Raw genomic sequence first — 19558 nt, forward strand, 5'->3', positions numbered from 1 at the left:
GATGCCCGACGGGTCCGTTCCGGTTCTGCTGTCCGCGGATACGCCGGATCTGCTGCGCGAGGAGGCGGCGGCGATCGGGGCCTACGCGCGCGAACACACCGTGGTCACCGCGGGCGAGATCGCCGATATGCTCTTCCGGACCCGGGTGGCGCGCCGGCACCGGGCCCTGGCGCTCGTGGACGACGGGGCGACCCTGGCCGCGGCGCTGGCGGCGGTCGCCGCCGGACGGGAACATCCCGCGGTGGTCCGCGGCAGCGCGGTGCTCGCCCGCAAACACACCTTCGTCTTCCCGGGGCAGGGCGGCCAGCGACCGGGTATGGGCGCGGTGTTCTACGACCGGGCCCCCGCGTATCGGGCGGAAGTGGACCGCTGTGCCGCCGAGTTCGCCGAACTGTTCGGGACCGCGCCGCTGGATTACCTGCTCGACGATTCCGTGGCCGCCGACGATTCGGCGCGGATCGTGCAGCCCGCGCTGTTCCTGCAGATGGCGGGGCTGGCGGCGCTGTGGAAAGCGGCGGGCGTGGAACCCGCCGCGGTGGTCGGGCACAGCCAGGGCGAGATCGCCGCGGCCTATGTATCCGGGAAGATGACGCGCCGGGACGCGCTGCTGGTCGTCGGGGCGCGGGCCGAAGCGGTGGACCGGATCGCCCCCGAGGACTACGCCATGGCGGTCGTCGAGGCCGACCGGGAGGAGGCCGAGGCCCTGCTCGCCCGGCGGTCCGGCCGCGCCGAGGTGTCGGTGGTCAACTCGCCGCGCATGGTGGGCGTCTCCGGCGATCGCGAGGTGGTCGGCGAGGTGGTCGATACCCTCGCCGCGGCCGGGCGGTTCGGGCGGGTCATCCGGGTCCGGTATCCGGCGCACACGGGCATGGTCAACAGCCTGCGCGTCGATCTGCGCGCGGGTCTGGAGGGCCGGCTGACCGAGCGGTACTTCCGCGACAGTCCGATCGCCGCGTTCGGCGCCACCCTGGGCGAGGCGTTCCCGGCCGAGTCGACGCTGGACGACTACTGGTTCTGGAATCTGCGCAATACCGTCCGGTTCGACCGGGCGATCGCCGCCGCGGTGGCGGCCGGCTCCGATTCGTTCGTGGAACTGGCCGAACATCCTGTCCTGCAGCTCCCGGTGCGGGAGAACCTGGAGACCCTGGCGGCCCCGGCCGAGACCATGGTCACCGGCACCTCGAACCGGACCGCCACCGATCTCACGCTGTTCACCCGGAACCTGGCGACGCTGGCGGTGCACGATCAGCACTACCGGTGGTCGGCACTGGCCACCGATACCGGCGGCACACCCCGCCCGCCGCTGCTGGATTTCCCGAATATGCGGATGAGCCGGCAGCGGCTGTGGCTGACGCTCGGCTCGAGTCCCGCGCCGGCGCCCCGTCCGGTCGTCGCGGACCCGGTCGCCGCGCCGGCGACTCCGGTCCCGGAACCGGTGATACCCGCTCAGTTGTTGGTCGAGGAGTGGACCCGGATTTCCCGCCGGAAACTGCTCGCGCCGCGCACCATCGGGCTGGTGGACGCCTCCGGTGCCTGCGCCGAACTGGCCGAAGCGCTCTGTGCGCAGGCCGAGAACTACGGAGCGACCGCCCGGCTCGTCACCGCCGAGGCCGGCGGCGACCCGGCCGGTATCGACGCCGTGGTCGTCCTGCTGCCCGCGGCCGCGGACGCGGAGATGAGCGAAGCGGTCGCGGAATTCTTCGGCATCCGCGCCTGGTGGCTGAAACCAGATCCCGCGGTGTCCGACTTCTGGCTGGTCACCGTGGGCGGCGAAGCGGTGGTGCCCGGTGACGAACCGCATCCGGTACCCGCCGCCGCGGCGGCCGGTTTCCGGTCCGTCGGTGCCGAGTACCCGGGTATCGCCTTCCGGCACCTGGACCTCACCGCCGCGACCGCGGAGACGGCCGGGGCGGTGCTCGCGGCCCTGCACACCGCGGACGAATCCGAACTGGCGGTACGCGACGGCAACCTGTACGCCAAGCGGCTGACCGAGGTCGAGCCCGGCGCCGGCCCCCGCGCCGTCCCGGACAATGTGCTGATCACCGGCGGCACCGGCAAGGTCGGCCTCGAATTCTGCGCGTATTTCGCGCGGGCCGGCACCCGGCGGATCACACTCGTGTGCCGCTCGGGCGAAACGGCGGAGGTGACCCGCGAACTGGTGCCGATCCGAGCGACCGGCGCCACCGTGCGGGTCCTGTCCGCCGATATCGGTGATCCGGCCGCTGTTGGTGCCCTGGCTTCCGAATTCGGCTCCACCCCGGCGGATTTCATACTCCACGCCGCCGCCGATTACGCGGGCATCGAGGGCATCGAACTCACCGAGCTCACCTACGCGCAGGTGATCGAACTGCTGCGGGCCAAGGTCGGTGGCCTCACGAATGTGCTCGCCGCGCTCCCACTGGCCGCGGCTGCCCGGGTGCTGCTGTGCTCCTCGCTGGCCGCGACCCTGGGCGGTCGCGGCACCGTCGTCTACTCGGCGGCCAACCGGATGCTGGACGCTCTCGCCTACCGGTTACGTGCCGCGGGTGTGGACTGCGTATCGGTGCAGTGGGGACAGTGGGCGGTCCACGAAGGTGTGGGAGCCTCCGATACCGCGACCCTCGCCGAGGTCGGATACCTGCCGATGCGGTCGGCCGATGCCATCGCGCTGAGTCTGAGCGGACCACCCGGCAACGCGGTGATCACCGCCTTCGATTGGGTCCGCGGCCGCGCGGTGTTCGGCGCGTTCGGTTACGGGCCGCTGCTGTCCGGATTGGCCACCCCGGCGGCCATAGCGGCCGCCCCGGAACCGGCCCCGGGCCGCGCCGTCCCGGCGGCCGGTGCGCTCGTCTCCCCGGCTCTGCGGATCGTGGAACTGTTCGCGCAGGTCCTCGGCGAGGACGATCTCGACGCCATCGATACGACCAAACCGCTGGTCGCGCTCGGCCTGGACTCCCTCCAGGCCCTGGAACTGCGCCGCCGCGTCCACCAGGAATACGGGTACGAACTGCCGGTCGGCGACCTCGTGGGCGGTGCCACGCTCGACGACGTGGTCCGGCTGGTGGGGGACCGGCCCGCGCCGGAGCAGCCCCCGACCGCGGCGCCGGCGGCCCCGGCACCCGCCGCACCGCCACCCGCCGCGGCGCAGCCGGCGGCCGCGCCCCTGGACACCGATGATCTCGGCGCCCGGGCCCGGTGGGCGGCCGAACAGGTCGTTCCCGCGGACCTGGATATCGAGCGGCTCCGCTCCGCCCGGCACGACCTCGATCTGTTCGGTGCGCGCGCCATGCTCCGCGCCGTGGAACCGGTCCTGCGGGATCGGGCCGTGCACAGCGTCGAGGACATCACCGAACGGCTGAAGGTCGCGGCCCGGCATCGCTGGCTGCTGCGGCAGTGGTTACAGGAACTCACCCGCCACGGCGCGCTGACCGGTGACCCGGACAGCGGTTACCGCTACGAGCGGGAGCTGCCGCCCACGACGCGCGACGAACTGGTCCAGGCGTGCACCGATCTCGGCTACGCACCGCAACTCGCCACCTTCCTGGGCGGCACCAACGAACACCTCACCGAACTCGTCCAGGACCGGATGCGGGTGCAGGAGTTGCTGTTCCCGGGCGGCGATATGTTCACCGCGGAGGCCACCTACCGCGAGAACGCGATCAGCCGCTATCTCAACCACGCCGCGCGCGAGATCGTCGCCGGGGTGGTCACCCGCCTGCGCGCGGACCGGTCGCCGGTGCGGGTCCTGGAGCTGGGCGCGGGGGTCGGCGGGACCACCGACGATGTGGTGGCCGGACTCACCGGTCTGCCCGTCGAATACCACTTCACCGATGTCTCGAATTTCTTCCTCGACGCGGCACGCCGGCGGTTCGCCGATCGGCCGTGGATGCGGTTCGCCATCGTGGACATGAACACCGATCTCGCCCAGCAGCCGCGCCACGACCTCGTGATCGCCTCGAATGTGCTGCACAACGCGCATCACATCGGGCATACGCTGCGCGAACTGCGCGAGCTGCTGAATCCCGGGGGCGCGGTGGTGTTCATCGAGACGGTGGTGGCGCACAGCCAGCTGCTGACCTCGGTGCACTTCCTGATGTCGCCCGCGGCCGGGCAGCCGCACGCGGGGGCGACCGATGTGCGGGCGGGGACCGACCGGATCTTCCTGACCGAAGCGGAATGGGTGGGGCAGCTCACGGCCTCGGGCCTGCGCCCGGCTGTGGTACTGCCGGCGGCAGGCCATCCCCTGGCACTGCTCGATCAGCGTGTTTTCGCCGCCGTGCGCGACGCGTAGGCAGCTTCGGATGTGAACGCGAAGTCGCCGGGGCGGCGGCGGGGAACAGCGAATGGAGAACACCATGTCAGAGAAACGGTCGGACTCCGGTGACGCGATAGTCGTCGAGTCCGTCGTGAAGTCGTTCGGCGAGGTGAAAGCCCTGCGCGGGATCGACTTCCGCGTACCGGCCGGGAGCGTGCTCGGCGTACTCGGGCCCAACGGCGCGGGGAAGACCACCACGGTCTCGGTGCTGTCCACCCTGATCCGGCCCGATTCGGGCCGGGCGGTGGTGGCCGGGTACGACGTCGTCCGCGACGCCGCCGAGGTGCGGAAATCGATCATGCTCACCGGTCAGTACGCGGCGCTGGACGAAATGCTCACGGGCCGGGAGAACCTGGTGCTGTTCGGACGGTTGCTCGGCCTGCGCCGCCGGGCCGCCCGGCAGCGCGCCGACGAACTGCTGGAACGCTTCTCGCTCACCGAAGCGGCCGACCGGCGGATCGGGCAGTACTCCGGCGGTATGCGCCGGCGGATCGATATCGCGTGTGGGCTGGTGCGCGCACCTCGGGTGGTGTTCCTCGACGAACCCACCACGGGCCTGGACCCGGTGAGCCGGCAGCAGCTCTGGGCACTCGTGCGCGAACTCGCGGCGCAGGGGGTGACCATCCTGCTCACCACCCAGTACCTGGAGGAAGCGGATGCGCTGAGCGACAACATCATCGTGGTCGACCAGGGCACGGTGATCGCGGAGGGCACCGCCGATGCGCTCAAAGCACGTTCGGGTTCGAGCTACTGCGAGGTCGTGCCGGTGGATCCCGGCGATGTGCCCGCTGTGGTGGCCGCGCTGGCGCCGCTATCGGAGTGCACGGTCGCCGATTCCGCCGACCGGGTGTCGCTGCCCGCCCCCGACGGCGCCGCCACCCTGACCGCCGCGTTGGCCCGGCTCACCGAGGCCGATATCGAATTGATCGATATAGCGCTGCGACGGCCGTCGCTGGACGAGGTGTTCATCCGCCTCACCACGCGCAGCGAGGAAGCCGAAGCGGTAGAGGTCCCGGCGTGAGCGGGTCGGGCCCGGAGGCGGTAGCGGTGCGTGACCACGCAGGGTCCCCGCTCAGGCCCGATGGACACGGCGTGATGGTGGCCTCGACCCCCGGACGGCCGCCGGTGGAGGATCTGAACGTCCCGCCCGGTATGCAGTGGGCGGCTCTGAGCGAGCGGTCCATCCGGGCCGCGGTACGCGAGGGCGACCTGGTCATCGCCTTCGCCGCGCCACTGACCTTCTTCGTCTGTTTCTATGTGCCGCTACGTAAATCGGTGGAGGCGGGCGGTGTCGACTACGCGCAGTACCTGCTGCCGCTGATCCTCGTACACGCCATGTTCTTCAGCTCCATGTTCGCCGCCGACCGGGCGGCCCGGGAGGTGGCCGGCGGTATGGGTACCCGGCTGCGGGCCATGCCGGTGGTGCCGTGGGTGCCGCCCGCCGCGCGGGTTTCGGCGAATCTGGCGCGGGCGATCACCGCGATCTGCGGTGCGCTGGTGATCGGGGCCCTGTTCGGCTTCCGCTTCCACGGTGTCGTCCCCGCCCTGGTGTTCCTGGCGCTGGTGCTCGGCCTCGGAGTGGCGATGATGCTGGCCACCGACGCGCTCGGGACCGCGACGGCCAATCCGCAGGTGGGTGCCACGGTGCTGTTCGTACCGCAGCTGCTACTGGTCATGATCTCCACCGGTTTCGTCCCGGCGGAGGGTTTTCCGGGCTGGATCCAGCCGTTCGTACGTCACCAACCCGTCTCCCGGGTGGCCGACGCGCTGCGCGGGCTCGCCGACGGACGGTATCCGGAAGGACTACCGGTGGCCGTGACCTGGGTCGTGGGTCTGCTGGTGGTGGGCGCGGCCTTGGCGGTATGGGCGGAAAGGAAGCGGCGGTGACCACATTCTTGGATCAGGCGCTGGTGGAGACCGGGCGGCTGCTGCGGCGCTGGAGCCGCCAGCAGGAGGTGCTGTCCACCACGCTGGTACTGCCGATCCTGTTGCTGCTCATGTTCGAACTGGTGCTCAGCCGTACGCTCGGTGTGCCCGGCGACGCGGAACCCCTGTACGGTTTCGTGCCTCTGATCGCCGTCGCGGGTGCCATGTACGGCGCCATGGGCACCGGGGAATCCTTGTTCGGGGAGCGACAGAGCGGTTTGCTGCGCCGGTTCTGGGTGCTGCCGGTGCACCGGGCCAGTGCGCTGCTGGGCCGGTTGCTCGCCGAATGCGCGCGGGCCGCGGTCGCGACCCTGCTGGTGGTCGTGGTCGGGGTGCTGCTGGGGCTGCGGTTCGACAATGGCTGGGTCGGGGTACTCGGCGTGATCGCGGTCCCGGTGATCGTGGTCGCCGGCTTCACCCCGCTGGTGGTCGCGGTCGGCGTGAGCCGGGCCGGTGGCCAGGCCGTACAGGTGTTCGCGATCGTGGTGCTGGTCGGCATGTTCTTCAATTCCGGTTTCGTTCCGCTGGCGAACTATCCGGGCTGGTTGCAGCCCATCGTGCGGGGACAACCGATGAGCTGCGCCATCGAGACCATGCGCGGCTTCCTGCTGGGCGGGCCGGTTACCACGCCCTTAGTGCAAACCATTGCCTGGGCAGTGGGGATGACCGCCGTGTTCGGGGTGCTGGCCGTCCGCGGCTATCGCAAGGCGGCCGAGAGCTGAGCTCTGGGTAGGAAAAGGGCGGCGGGTGGGCTACTGGGCCCGCGGTCCCTTTCGCGAGATTCTCAGACGAGAACCCCTGCTCGAGCCTGTCTTCTCTATGGTCCGCAACTGCAACCCAGCCCTGCGATACGACTCCCGGCCCGCCGTCGTCGATTTTCAGCGACGGGAAACGACGATATAGACACAGTCGCCGAAAGGTACTCTTGCAACTGCGCATTCTTACACCAGTCGCTCAGGGGGGCCTTTCTTGAACTCCGGATCAATGCGCCGTGATTATCGTCGACGCGTGAGTGTGATAAGCACATAAGAAATAACATTCGCGCCGATACAGCGCACGAGATCGTCGTGGTCGAGCTGATCGTCGGACAACTCTGCAGCTGTGCCGGGCATCTCGGTCGGCTCGGTCGTGGCTCAGACCGTCGTATCGCCCACCGGGCTCCTCGCCCTTGATTATCGAGATCTCGATTGTGGCCCATAGAATTGCCGATCGTAGTCAGCGGGGGCAAAGGAGGAACACCGATCGTGACCAGGCCGCAGTCCTGGAATGTAGTGGCAGCGGAACTTCTCCAGAAGATGCGCAAGCTCGCGGACGACTACACCCGCGTGCACGAATCACCTACGAGAGGCTTTGCGCACGCCGCGCACGACGTCAGCCGGGTGTTCGACCGGACCGACGGTACGGCGGCCGGACCCCTGCGTGCTGAGTTTCGGCCGACCGATCGGAGGGGCGAAGCCGGGCGAACAGGGGATCCTGCGGCACGGTCACCATCAGATGCCTTCGGCGGCACGGTCTCGAATCGGCACGCCACTGATATCGAAGCGGAGCTGCGGCGTTATCCCGGTTCGGAATACATCACTCAGCGTCCCGAGCCCGCGCCCGGCGAACCGGTCGGTGCGGCGTGGATCGACGGCCCGCAGCATTACGCGTGGGAACGCGAGTGGCTCACCGAGAACAGCCCCCGCATCTCATCCCTGTCCACGCTCACCCTGGCCTCGCTGGAGGCGGAAACGGCGCTTCGCCTGACCAATGCGACGCCAGGACCTCATTTGTTGATGCAACCGCGCCCTCGGTTGACCGGCGAGATACTACCCATCTGGAAGTTTCGAACCCTGCCGATAGGCGAGCCGGTCCGGCCCAGCGGAATCGACACGGCGTCTCGGGCCGGCCCGATCGGCCGGATCGCCCGCCACTTTTCCCTCGACGAGTTCCCCCAGTTCGGGTATCTCGCGCCGGTCGGGGCGAGACCGATACTCGATGCCGACCTCGAGCTGATGCGGCAAGTCCTGTCGCCTGTGGAGCAGGTGCGTTTCAACCAAATTCCCAGAGATGGGTTGTACACCTCGCACTATCCGCTCTGCCGCGGGCAGCAGAACCAATCCCCGGAGTTCCTGCGGACGCGATATCTCGCTGATGTCTCTCTGCCCGAGATCGGCTCGCGAACGTTTCACCAGTACTTCTTGGACGACGTCGTCGCGCCGTACCAGCGCCGCGAGGCCCATCAGCTCCTGAACAGCTATATCGGCCGAGACCTGTCCGCGGAGGATCGGATAAGTCACTGGTTCGCGACAACGGTGACAGCGACATTGGACGCTGCGCCCAGTGCGGCCCCTCGGATCGTCCACGAAGCATTGCAGTCCCAGCTGCAACGCGACACCGCACTGATGTCTCCCGAAGATCGGGAGGTTCAGGCGTTCGTGGCGAAGGTCGATCAATTAATGGCCGGGAACACTGATTTCGGCACGTATCTGCAACACCGGGAGCTCCCGGAAATGCGGGCATACGCTGAGGATGTTGTGTCCCACAATCGTCACCGGGACAGCGACGCCAAACAAGTGCCTCTCTTCGCGACGATATTCCCACTGGCGAGTTAGCCTCGATCTCGTGAGGGTGGGAATCGGTCTGGCCTGGTTCGGATTGGTTATTTCGCCGGACGGGTCACAGTTCGATTCGCTGGTCCTCGGGCAGGAAGAGTTTGTCCGTTTCCACCACACCGAAGGTTCGGTAGAACTGGGCGATATTGCGGACAACCTGATTCACCCGGAACTCGTCCGGAGAATGGGTATCGCCGGCGAGCAGCCGTTCGGTGACCTCGGGGGTCTGCTTGGAGCGCCAGATCCGCGAATACGAGTTGAACATGGTGTGGTAATCGGGATTCGTGACGCCCTGACGCTGCTCGGCGATGCGGTAGGCCGCCAGCGCGATCTGCAACCCGCGCAGATCGGCCAGGTTCTCGCCGACGGTGAGCGCGCCGTTCACATGCTGTTCCGGCGGCAGCCCCTCGGGGACCAGGGCGTTGTACTGCTCGATGAGCGCCTGGGATTTGGCGTCGAAGGCATCCCGGTCGGCGGGGGTCCACCAGTCGCGCTGGTTACCGTCCCCGTCGAACTTCGAACCCTGGTCGTCGAAACCGTGCCCGATCTCGTGCCCGATCACCGCCCCGACCCCGCCGTAGTTCACCGCCATCTCGGCGTCCTTGTCGAAGAACGGCGGCTGCAGGAACGCGGCGGGGAAGACGATCTCGTTGTTGGTGGCGGAATAGTAGGCGTTCACCGTCTGCGGTGAGGCACTCCACTCGGCCTTGTCCACCGGTTTCCCCAGCCGGTCGAAGGACCGCTTCACCTCGAAATCGTTGATGGCGCGCAGGGATTCGATCAGCTTGCCGCGGGTGACCTTCAGCCCGGAATAGTCCACCCATTTGTCCGGGTACCCGAGTTTGGTGCCGATCTTTTCCAGTTTCTCGATCGAGGCCCGGCGGGTCTCCGGGGACATCCAGGTCGAATTGCTGAAATTCTCCCGGTAGGCCGCCATCAGATCGTCGACCATCGCCTCGACCCGTTCCTTGGCCTCGGGTGGGAAATGCTTGTCCACGTACAGCTTGCCCAGCTGTTCGCTCAAGTTGCTGTCCACCGAGCCGACGGCCGATTTCCATAGTTCGGGCCGCTGTTTCAGCCCGGACATCAGCCGCCCGTTGAAATCGAAATTGGCGTCGGAGATCTCCTTGGGCAGCACGTTCGCGTAGGTTTTGAGCACGGCGAGCTTCAAGTAGTCGCGCCAGATCGCGATATCGGTCGTCGCCCAGATCTTGCCCGCCTCGGTGACGAACGAGGGCTGGTTCACCACCACCTTCGCGAAGAGATCCCTGGGCCGGTCGGTGATACCGCGCAGCCACGGGTCCCAGTCGTATTCCGGAGCCAGGGCGGTGGCCTTGTCCCAATCGAAGACGTTGTAGGTGGCCGCCGCGTCGCGGTTGCGCACATTGTCCCAATGGGCGGCGGCGATCCGCTTCTCCAGATCCAGCAGCCGCCCGGCCACCCGGGTGGGGTCCGGCATATCCGCAGCCTTGGCCAGGCGTTCCAGATATGTCCGGTAACCGGCCAGCTCCTCGGCGAACTGCGGATCGCGATAGTACTGCTCGTTCAGGCCCAATCCGGACTGGCCGACAGCGGGGATATGGGCGGAGGAATTCTTCTGGTCGATGCTCACCCCGATACCGATCAACCCGCCGATCGGCAGTCGGCCCATCACCTCGGCCAGGGCCGGTTTGTCCTTCGCGTCCTCGATCTCGGCGAACATCGAGTCCAGGGGCGTCAGACCCAGCCGTTCGATCTCGTCCAGGTCCATCCGCGCGTCGTAGAGGTCGCGGATCTGCTGGGCTTCGGTCCCGTCCTCCGGGTCGCTGATGCTCTCGATGATCTCCCGCAACTGCTGCTGGGTGCGTTCCCCGGCCTCACTGAACGCCCCGTAGGAGGTCTTGTCCGGCGGCAACTGGTATTCGCGCAGCCATTTACCGTTGACGTGCCGGTAGAGATCGTCCTGGGGCCGGATCGCCGGATCGGAACCGCTCATATCGACGGTCACCAGCTTGATGGGTGTGGCCTCGGAGCAGGAGGCCAGCCACGCGGCCGCGGGCGCCAGCCCCAGCGCGACGAGGAACCCACGGCGATCGAGCACCAATCGACGATCCGATGATTTCAACGAAACCTCTCCCCGATGCGAGACCCCGCACCTCTTCTAGGCGAACCGGCCCCATGAGGCTACCGGCGCCCCACCCCCGCGTCGCGCCGGGCAACACGGGCCGGCCCGGGGCACGGCCTGAGCGGTGCGACCTGCCCCGGTTTCGGAGCGACCGAGCGCATGCTGCCCGGACCCGTCCACCGGTCGGCGGCGATCGAGCATCGACAGTGTGGTGAGCCTCCCCGGACCGATCGAGGCGCACGACAGCATTCCTCTGCTGTCTACTCCGGATGGTCTGCCTCAGTAGTCGGGCCCGCCCCCCGGTTCTGGAGCGAAAGAGCGCAGCGACTGAGCGCCGGTGTGAAGAACCGGGGTCACAGGGCCCCCGACCCGCGCGCCGGAGGCGCGCAAATGAACACAACCCCGATTTCGGGTTGAACTGGGGATTCGCTATCCTTGACCGGTTGCCTGCGGGCCCGGTGCCCGCGATTCGGCCGCGAACCCCCGGTGGTTGATCATCGAGATCGTACAGAACCGCTGGTAGGCGCGCGTTCGGGTGGTGACAGACCATGCCCGTCGGGTCGGCAATCCGGCGTGCTTATCGTCCAGGTCGAGGAGGCTGAAGTGATTCAGCAGGAGTCGCGGCTGCGCGTCGCCGACAACACGGGTGCCAAGGAGATCCTCTGCATCCGCGTTCTCGGTGGTTCGTCGCGCCGCTATGCCGGTATCGGCGACGTCATCGTCGCCACTGTGAAGGACGCCATCCCCGGCGGCAACGTCAAACGGGGTGACGTGGTGAAGGCCGTCGTGGTGCGCACCACCAAGGAACGGCGCCGTCCGGATGGTTCCTACATCCGTTTCGACGAGAACGCCGCTGTGCTCATCAAGGCGGACAACGACCCGCGCGGCACCCGCATCTTCGGCCCGGTCGGGCGCGAGCTGCGCGACAAGAAGTTCATGAAGATCGTTTCGCTGGCCCCGGAGGTGCTCTGACATGAAGGTGCACAAGGGCGATACCGTGCTCGTCGTCTCGGGCAAGGACAAGGGTGCCAAGGGCAAGGTCATCCAGGCCTTCCCGAAGGACAACCGGATCCTGGTCGAGGGCGTGAACCGGATCAAGAAGCACGTCGCGAACTCCGCGAACCTGCGTGGCGCCTCCTCCGGCGGCATCGTGACCCAGGAAGCGCCCATCCACGTGTCCAACGTGATGGTCGTCGACTCGGACGGTAACCCGACCCGGATCGGCTACCGCACCGACGAAGAAACCGGCAAGCGGGTTCGGATCTCCCGTAAGAACGGGAAGGACATCTGATATGACCACCTCCGAGAAAGTGCAGCCCCGGCTCAAGCAGCGCTACCGTGCCGAGATCAAGGACGCGCTGAACAACGAGTTCGACTACGCCAACGTCATGCAGATCCCGGGCGTGGTCAAGGTCGTGGTGAACATGGGTGTCGGCGACGCCGCCCGGGACGCGAAGCTGATCAACGGCGCGGTCGACGACCTGGCCCTGATCACCGGCCAGAAGCCGCAGATCCGCAAGGCCACCAAGTCCATCGCGCAGTTCAAGCTGCGTGAGGGTATGCCGATCGGCGCCAAGGTCACCCTGCGCGGCGACCGGATGTGGGAGTTCCTGGACCGCCTGGTCTCGATCGCCCTGCCCCGAATCCGCGACTTCCGCGGCCTGTCGCCCAAGCAGTTCGACGGCAACGGCAACTACACGTTCGGCCTGAGCGAGCAGTCGATGTTCCACGAGATCGATGTGGACAAGATCGACCGTCCGCGCGGTATGGACATCACCGTTGTCACCACCGCCACCAACAACGAAGAAGGCCGTGCCCTGCTGAAGCACCTCGGCTTCCCGTTCAAGGAGAACTGAGACATGGCCAAGAAAGCACTGGTCAACAAGGCCAACCGCAAGCCGAAGTTCGCTGTCCGCGCCTACACCCGCTGCCAGCGCTGCGGCCGGCCGCACGCGGTGTACCGCAAGTTCGGCCTGTGCCGCGTGTGCCTGCGCGAAATGGCGCACCGGGGCGAGCTGCCGGGCGTGCACAAGAGCTCCTGGTGAGCTGATCCCGGTCGGTTCGCCGATCCGGGGGCCGATAACACTGCGAAGGACCCGAGCCACGGCTCGGGTCCTTCGCGCGCTTCCCGGGAAGCCGATCTGATCGTGAAACCGCGATCAGGCCGCTTGATCGTGAAATCGCGATTCGAGAGTATGATCGCTGTATTGCGATCAACCAGAGTTTCGGGCGGAGGTAGTAGCTGTGGCGCATCGGCGGGCGCGGATCCGAAGTCCCCACGATCTCGGTCTGGCGATCCAGCAGGCCCGTATGGGCCGGGAGTGGACCCAGCGTGATCTGGCCGAGAAGGCGGACTACCCCCAGAGCGTGATCAGCGATATGGAGAACGGCAAGCACACTCGCTACGCCGAGCGACTGTTCGAGCTGCTGTCCGAGTGCGGGATAGATCTCCACGCCGAATGGGAGGACTCCGAGTGAAACGGCTCGGAGTCGAACTCTACGGAGACATGGTCGGCACGCTGCAGGGAGCTGACAGCGCGATCTTCGATTTCGAGGCAGATACCGCCGCCATTGATCGATATGGCATCAATAGTCGGATCCTTTCCGCCGCCATACCGTTGACTCCGAAGCCGAACCGAGCGAAAGCCAAACATCGCCGGAACTTCTTTCAGGAACTACTGCCCGAGGGTGATCAGCTCGCTGCCATGAACGCGGCGGCGAGGCTCGCGCCCGGCGATGTGCTGGGCTTCCTGGCTCGTTACGGCCGAGATGTTGCGGGCGCGCTCCAGATCTGGGATCTGGACGACCCAAGCGAACCTCCCACCCCGGAGCTGCTGCCCATTACCGAAGAACGGGTACGAGAGCTTCTCGACGAGCCTTTTTTGTATCCGTTGGCGAATCGCCCGGCTGTGGGCAAAACATCGTTGGCCGGGGTGCAGCCGAAGATCGTGCTCACCCGGACCGGTGAGGGCTGGGCGCAGGCGGTCGGCGGTGCGCCATCGACACATATTCTGAAGCCCGTTGTACGGCAACATCCGACGCTGATCTATGACGAAGAATACGGGGCTCGAATAGCTCGTGCCGTCGGGTTGGCCGCTCATGACACATGGATCGCTGAATTTGCCGGCGCTCCGGCACCTGCGCGAAATGGCGCACCGCGGCGAGCTGCCGGGCGTGCACAAGAGCTCCTGGTGAGCTGAGCCGGGTGGGTGGTCGCCCGCTCGGTGTTCACAATATCGAGAAGGACCCGAGCCGAGCTCGGGTCCTTCTCGACGGCCCTGTCTCCGGGCCATCGGCATGACGCGGTCGGCTCGGTGCGCGACCGGAAAGACGAGCTCTGCGGTCGGTATTCGCGCGGTGTCTGTACCGGATACGTCTAGGACGTGTTCATGATCAGGCCGATATGGGTGAAGTAGTTCAGTACGGAGAACGCTATCCAGGCGGTGCCCGAGAGGCACCAACATATCGCTATGACAAGACCCACCACTCGATTGCTGTTCTTGGTGAACGCCGGTGTCAGGACGGCTCCTGCCGCGATGAGGAAGAACAGTGTCGAGATGAATACCGACTCCACCATCGGTGAATCGGCGAATCGACCGGTGATGGGCTCTTCGGGCGGGGCGCCGAACAGCTGGTACTTGATACCGGCGACTCCGATCGCGGCCATTCCCGCGCCGACTGCGGCGACCAGGTAGGACACCGGTCTCATCGTCGTGAAAAGACTCGCGATGTCTTCGCCCCCGGCCCGCGATCGGATCTTCCACAGATAGAACGCGGCGGCCAGCAGTAGAACGCCCAGAGCCAGCGACCCTTCGCCGAAAACTATATTCGCCTGGGGGACGACCGAAAACGGCCATTCGACGGTCATATGCCCACCGAGAAACGTCAGCAATGCGCCGTTGATTCCGAGGGCCAACGCGTATCCGTCGAAGTCCGAAGATTTTCCTTCCAGGATTTTTCGACCCAGCGAGACAACCAATAGAAGGGATACGCCTGCCGAAATTCCCATCAATGTGTTGTACATCTGGAAGCGATCCCAGGGGAACTCTTCTGGCGCTGCCAGGAGTGTCGATCGAACAGCTGTTGTCGAAAGCATGTAATTCTCTTACTACTTGTGAACTGTGCCGATGGGTGATGATTTGCCGGCTGTCCGGTCGGTCGACCCGTGCAGCTGGAAGCAATCGCTCATCGGCGGGATGGATCGGATCGCCGCTGCGGTCCGGCTCCGATGGCCTCGGAGAACGCGGCGGTTGGCAGACGGCGATCTCGGGTTGAAGTGGATAGGTGTCCTGCGTGCCCTCCGGCCCGATGGTTGTAGCAATCCGGTTCGCCGTCGGGGCCGGCGCGCTTCCGACGTGCGATGCTCCGAGTATCGTCCGTGCTGAATGTTTGCCAAGGCGTTTGCTGTATATCGGCTGTGTAACATTTTTTGGGGGCGGACGAAGTCGGTGAATCGGGAAGCGCATCGACGGGGTCTGCCGGGCCGGTCGCGGAAGACGGTGGCTTCGCCGCCCAGGCGTGAGCGGCGGGTGCCGCTCGCTGCGCAGGCAGTGCGCGGTGCGAACGGGTGGTAATGGCCGCCTGTCCCGGCGGGCGACTTCCGCAGGGCGTATCGGCGCGGTGCTCGATTCGGAGCGGTCGGTGTCCGGGCCCGGAGCCGAAATGGTAGCTGTTGCGGCATAGTCGAATTCGTTCCCAGGTTCGAGGAGAACCGGAGAAATCGGGCACGGGTGGCGTCGGTTAGTATCGGCGACTGTGAGGCATATCGCGCGAGCGCCGGAGCTGGTGCGGGTGCTCGTGCTCGTCTTCGCCGCCGTGGTGCTGACGCTCGAGGTCCGCGACGGCCAGCTGGTCGATCCGCGTGAGACCACCTATGTCTCGCTGGCGTCTTCCCTTGTCGCGGTGCATACTTCGGCCGAAACCGAGGTCGAGCGGCCGAGTGAGACGGGCGGGCAGTCCGTGCACTGCCGCTATGCCTGCGCACGTGCCGCGGCACCGCGGCCCCGGTTCGATGACCTGTGGCCTGCCGCACTGCTCTTCATGGGCCTCGTTGTGGGGCTGCTGGTTTACACGCGCCGCATATCGCCGTCGGCGCTACCGGCGCCCGCTGCGGCCGCGGCCGGGGAAGAGATTCTGCTGCACCTCTGCGTCTGCCGGAGGTGACAGACCTATGCCGAGCCGGTGGGCCGATGCCCGCCGGCCGGTGAGAGCTGCCCCGAAGGAGGCCGTGCGGGTCTCGGAGACAGCTGTGCGAGGTGCTGCGCGTGCCGTGGAGTGACCCCGGGAGCCGGTCCGTCTCCTGCCGGGCGCTACCGGGAATCGAAAGTGTGCCGCGGTCCGGCCGCCGCGCACCGATCCGTTCCTGGCAACCGTTTCCCCACGCTCGCCGCCGCGCAGTATCCGGCGGGGTGGTCTGCGCGCACCCGAGAGGCGTCGGTGGAACGGTCCGGAAACAGGCACGCCGGCCCCGCGCCGGGTCCCGCGGAAAGGAACGCGCCGCACGAGAATTGCCTTATCGCTTCCGGTTCGGCCCGCGGTCGTCCGAGTGGACGAGGGCCCTGCCGACTGCCGCACACGGCGGCACAAGAGCACATCGGACACCCACGATCAGACGATTACAACAGGAGATATCCCATGAGATTCCACCTTCCACTGACCGTCCTCGCGGCCTCGGCCGGCTGTCTCGTTCTCGGGAGCGGTTCGGCTTCGGCGCTGACGGTCGGTCGATCCGAGGAAGCCGTCACCGTGCACCTGACCGACGCGGAAGCACGGGCGGTCGAGGACCTGAACCTCGGCCCGCTGCTCGGCGCACTGCCGCCCAATTTCACCCCGGACGCGAAACAACGTCTCGGCGAGAGCATCACCGAGTACGCGGGCCGCGCCGCCGACCAGCCGGGATCGACCCTGTCGATCATCATCGACCAGCCGATCGCGGCACCGCCGGGCGTGAGCGTCACCGTCACCCGCTGATCGGCCGATAGGCACCGCCCGGCCGGCGGATCCCGATGCCGGCCGGGCGGCAGCCAGGCCGCGGTGCGGCCGGTGCCGCGACCCAGATCGGCTGCCCACCGCACCTGCTGCCATGCCCGCCGGTGCAGACGGTCGAGCAGCGCGAGACCCATATCGTCGAGCACGGTCTGCTCGTAGGTGGGTGCCCATCCGTCGTAACCGGTTGCCACATCGACCGTTCGGTAGTGGCGACGGTCGAAATCGGCGAAGGTCGGCACGGTCCCATCGTGCGGCGGTGGCCGGGCCGCGGGCAACAGATTTCCGGCCTCGACCACCAGGCCGGGAGCCCGTCCGGCTCGCCGGGGGGTGCGGCCGGAACATCGGGCACCGCCCCCGATGTCAGGCGAAGTGGGATTTGTAGATCTGGCCGTGCACGCCGACGGTACGGTCCCCCACTTGGGAGACGGTGAAGTCCGCCGCCGCGGAGAGATAGGCGTACGCGGTGGCGCGATCCATACCCTTCTCCTGTTCCAGGAAATCCAGCGCGTTCACGACCGCCCGGCGCATGGCGACGTTCAGATCGCTGGACTTCTGCGAACCGTCCGGGTCGGAGAGGCCGGCCGGTGACTCGCGCACGCTACATTCGGTGACATGCCGACCTCGAATAATCCGCTGCGCCGGATCGCGTGGTTCGTGCTCGGCCTCTTGTGCGTCACCGCGGTGGCGGCGCCGGGCGCGGCGGCGGAGCAGCCCACCCGGATGGACACCTACGTCACCGATTCGACCGGTGCGCTCGACGCCGGTGACGCCCAGCGCGTGCGTGCGGCGGTCGATACTCTCTACGCCGATCACAAAGTGCGGCTCTGGATCGCCTATGTGCACGATTTCGCCGGTGACAGCCCGCAGGACTGGGCCGCGCGGACCGCTCGGCAATCCGGGTTCGGAAACCGGGATCTGCTGCTGGCGGTGGCCACCCGGGATCGCGCCTACGCCTTCGACGGTGAGCGCCCGGCCGGGGTCAGCGAATCCGAGATCGACCGGCTGCTCGCCGACCGGGTCGAACCCGCGCTGCGCGACAGCCGGTGGGCCGACGCGGGTGTCGTCGCGGCTCAGGGGATCGGTTCGGCAATGAGCGGGGGCGGAGTGAGCACGGGTCCCGTACTGCTCATCGGTGCGCTCATCGTGCTCGCCGTGGGGGGGCTGCTGCTGTATCAGCGCTACCGGCGCCGGGCCCGGGACCGGGCCGAACTCGAACAGGCCCGGCAGACCGATCCGACCGACCCCGCCGCCCTCGCGGCGCTACCGCTCGAGGCGCTGCACGCGCGGTCGCGGGAGATCCTCGTCGAACTCGACAATGCCGTACGGACCAGTGCCGAGGAGTTGGAACTGGCCGTCGGGGAGTTCGGTGATCCGGCGGTGCTGCCCTTCCGTACCGCGCTGGAGAACGCGCGAGCCGCTACCGCGAAGGCGTTCACGATCCGGCAGCGGCTCGACGACGCCATCCCGGAAACACCCGACGAACAGCGCACCCTGCTGATCGATCTCATCACCACCGCCGGTCGCGCCGACCGCGAACTCGACGCCCGCGTCGCCGAGTTCGACGCGATGCGCGATCTGCTCATCGATGCCGGGCCCCGGCTGGACGCGCTGACCCGCGATATCGTCGACCTCACCGGCCGTACCCCGGCATCGGAAGCCGAACTGGCCCGGCTGGCGAGTATCCATCCGGCCAGTGTGCTCGCACCGATCGCCGACAACGTCACCATGGCTCGCGAGCGGATCGCTTTCGCCGACGACTGCGTCGACGACGGTCGGCGGGAAATCGCCCGGCCGGTGGGTGAACAGGGCGGGGCGGTCGCCGATATCCGGGCCGCCGAGGGCGCGATCGGCCAGGCCCGCACTCTGCTCGACGCCGTGGACGGCGCCGCGGCCCATATCCAGCAGGCGCGGGCGGGCCTGCCCGCCGTCCTCGACGAGTTACGCGGCGATCTCGCCGCCGCCGCCGAATTGACTGAGCACGGCGGCCCGGAATTGGCGACGGCCGTCGCCGCCGCCCGGGACGTGCTGGCGCGTGCGGACACCGCCGCCGCGGCCGACCCGCTCGGTGTGTACCACGAGGCGGTCGCCGCCGACGGGGATCTGGATCGGGCGCTCGCCGCGGCCGGGGCCCGGAAGACGGCGGCCGCGGACCTGGCGCGCCGGCTGGACCAGACGCTCGGCGACGCGGCCACCCGGGCCCGGATGGCAGGCGATTTCATCGCCACCCGCCGGGGCGCGATGGACGCGATGCCCCGCACCCGGCTCTCGGAGGCTCAGCGGCACCTCGACGAGGCGCAGCGGCTGCGCACCGCGGACCCGGCCGCCGCGCTCGATCATGCGCGCCGGGCCGCCGATCTCGGTGGTCGCGCATTGCAGGAAGCGCAGGCCGGGGTGCAGACCTGGGAGGTCCGGCGGCCGCCGACGGGTGGGGCGCAGGCGGGCGCGATCCTGGGCGGCATCCTCATCGACAGCATGCTGCGCGGTGGGATGGGCGGCGGTCACGGTCATCACGGCGGGTACCGGGCCGGGTCCTTCGGCGGGTCGGGCGGATCGCGGCGGATCAGCCGCGGCGGACGCTTCTGACGCGACCCGAGTGCCCGCCCGCGGTACGGGCACGGGTGAAAGCGCGCGTGCCGCCACCCGGGTGGCGGC

At 67.8% G+C, this 19558-nt stretch carries 16 protein-coding genes and 1 pseudogene; 14 read left to right on the plus strand and 3 right to left on the minus strand.

All coding sequences use genetic code 11. From position 1 onward, the window contains the following. Window positions 1-49 precede the first annotated feature (49 nt). The 5 genes from nbtC (at window position 50) to ACQPYS_RS03505 (ending at window position 8814) form a co-directional block, all read left to right on the plus strand. A complete protein-coding gene (gene nbtC, locus ACQPYS_RS03485) occupies window positions 50-4270 on the plus strand; it encodes a nocobactin polyketide synthase NbtC (protein ID WP_433492961.1) in 4221 nt (1406 codons plus the stop codon). A 64-nt stretch (window positions 4271-4334) separates the two neighbouring features. Beyond that, window positions 4335-5315 carry an ATP-binding cassette domain-containing protein gene (locus ACQPYS_RS03490; protein ID WP_431940883.1) on the plus strand — a complete coding sequence of 327 codons (981 nt, stop codon included), beginning with the start codon at window positions 4335-4337 and terminating at the stop codon, window positions 5313-5315. Window positions 5316-5389: 74 nt separating this feature from the next. Further along, window positions 5390-6181, plus strand: coding sequence for an ABC transporter permease (locus ACQPYS_RS03495; RefSeq protein WP_433491682.1), 792 nt, complete (start codon window positions 5390-5392; stop codon window positions 6179-6181). Then, complete coding sequence (locus ACQPYS_RS03500; RefSeq protein ID WP_431940885.1) at window positions 6178-6942, plus strand: ABC transporter permease; 765 nt, start codon at window positions 6178-6180, stop codon at window positions 6940-6942. The genes ACQPYS_RS03495 and ACQPYS_RS03500 overlap by 4 nt, the downstream gene beginning before the upstream one ends. Window positions 6943-7464: 522 nt before the next feature. Then, window positions 7465-8814 (plus strand): sugar transferase, encoded by a 1350-nt coding sequence (locus tag ACQPYS_RS03505; RefSeq protein ID WP_433491683.1) that lies wholly within the window; start codon window positions 7465-7467, stop codon window positions 8812-8814. A gap of 64 nt (window positions 8815-8878) precedes the next feature. Here the strand turns inward: ACQPYS_RS03505 and ACQPYS_RS03510 are convergent, their stop codons facing one another. Beyond that, window positions 8879-10894: a M13 family metallopeptidase gene (locus tag ACQPYS_RS03510; RefSeq protein WP_433491684.1), complete on the minus strand. Its 2016-nt coding sequence runs from the start codon at window positions 10892-10894 to the stop codon at window positions 8879-8881. A gap of 627 nt (window positions 10895-11521) precedes the next feature. Between ACQPYS_RS03510 and rplN the strand changes: the two genes are divergently transcribed. The 6 genes from rplN (at window position 11522) to ACQPYS_RS03540 (ending at window position 14118) form a co-directional block, all read left to right on the plus strand. Continuing rightward, window positions 11522-11890, plus strand: coding sequence for a 50S ribosomal protein L14 (rplN, locus tag ACQPYS_RS03515; protein ID WP_014349098.1), 369 nt, complete (start codon window positions 11522-11524; stop codon window positions 11888-11890). A gap of 1 nt (window position 11891) precedes the next feature. After that, window positions 11892-12209 (plus strand): 50S ribosomal protein L24, encoded by a 318-nt coding sequence (gene rplX / locus ACQPYS_RS03520; RefSeq protein WP_030522663.1) that lies wholly within the window; start codon window positions 11892-11894, stop codon window positions 12207-12209. Between the two features lies 1 nt (window position 12210). Further along, on the plus strand, window positions 12211-12774 hold the full coding sequence (gene rplE, locus ACQPYS_RS03525) for a 50S ribosomal protein L5 (protein ID WP_063035602.1): 564 nt from the start codon (window positions 12211-12213) through the stop codon (window positions 12772-12774). Window positions 12775-12777: 3 nt separating this feature from the next. Beyond that, a complete protein-coding gene (locus ACQPYS_RS03530) occupies window positions 12778-12963 on the plus strand; it encodes a type Z 30S ribosomal protein S14 (RefSeq protein WP_014349101.1) in 186 nt (61 codons plus the stop codon). A gap of 199 nt (window positions 12964-13162) precedes the next feature. Beyond that, window positions 13163-13396 (plus strand): XRE family transcriptional regulator, encoded by a 234-nt coding sequence (locus ACQPYS_RS03535; protein ID WP_431940888.1) that lies wholly within the window; start codon window positions 13163-13165, stop codon window positions 13394-13396. After that, window positions 13393-14118, plus strand: a complete 726-nt coding sequence (locus tag ACQPYS_RS03540; RefSeq protein WP_431940889.1) for a type II toxin-antitoxin system HipA family toxin — start codon at window positions 13393-13395, stop codon at window positions 14116-14118. Before ACQPYS_RS03535 ends, ACQPYS_RS03540 begins: the two co-directional genes overlap by 4 nt. A 176-nt stretch (window positions 14119-14294) precedes the next feature. On the opposite strand, the gene ACQPYS_RS03545 is transcribed toward ACQPYS_RS03540, so the two are convergent. Beyond that, window positions 14295-15014 (minus strand): DUF981 family protein, encoded by a 720-nt coding sequence (locus tag ACQPYS_RS03545; protein WP_433491685.1) that lies wholly within the window; start codon window positions 15012-15014, stop codon window positions 14295-14297. Between the two features lie 659 nt (window positions 15015-15673). Between ACQPYS_RS03545 and ACQPYS_RS03550 the strand changes: the two genes are divergently transcribed. Together ACQPYS_RS03550 and ACQPYS_RS03555 are read left to right on the plus strand one after the other, a co-directional pair. Continuing rightward, entirely contained in the window at window positions 15674-16081 is a 408-nt protein-coding gene (locus ACQPYS_RS03550; protein WP_431940708.1) for a hypothetical protein, read from the plus strand. 471 nt (window positions 16082-16552) lie between these two features. Continuing rightward, window positions 16553-16888, plus strand: a complete 336-nt coding sequence (locus tag ACQPYS_RS03555; RefSeq protein WP_433491686.1) for a hypothetical protein — start codon at window positions 16553-16555, stop codon at window positions 16886-16888. 378 nt (window positions 16889-17266) lie between these two features. Here ACQPYS_RS03555 and ACQPYS_RS03560 read toward each other — a convergent pair. Further along, window positions 17267-17491: pseudogene (locus ACQPYS_RS03560) on the minus strand (acetamidase/formamidase family protein); the annotation flags it as partial. 27 nt (window positions 17492-17518) lie between these two features. On the opposite strand from ACQPYS_RS03560, the gene ACQPYS_RS03565 reads away from it, so the two are divergent. Further along, window positions 17519-19489, plus strand: coding sequence for a TPM domain-containing protein (locus ACQPYS_RS03565; protein WP_433491687.1), 1971 nt, complete (start codon window positions 17519-17521; stop codon window positions 19487-19489). Window positions 19490-19558 lie beyond the last annotated feature (69 nt).

The sequence above is a fragment of the Nocardia grenadensis genome (assembly GCF_050942415.1).
In the GTDB taxonomy this organism is placed as follows: domain Bacteria; phylum Actinomycetota; class Actinomycetes; order Mycobacteriales; family Mycobacteriaceae; genus Nocardia; species Nocardia grenadensis.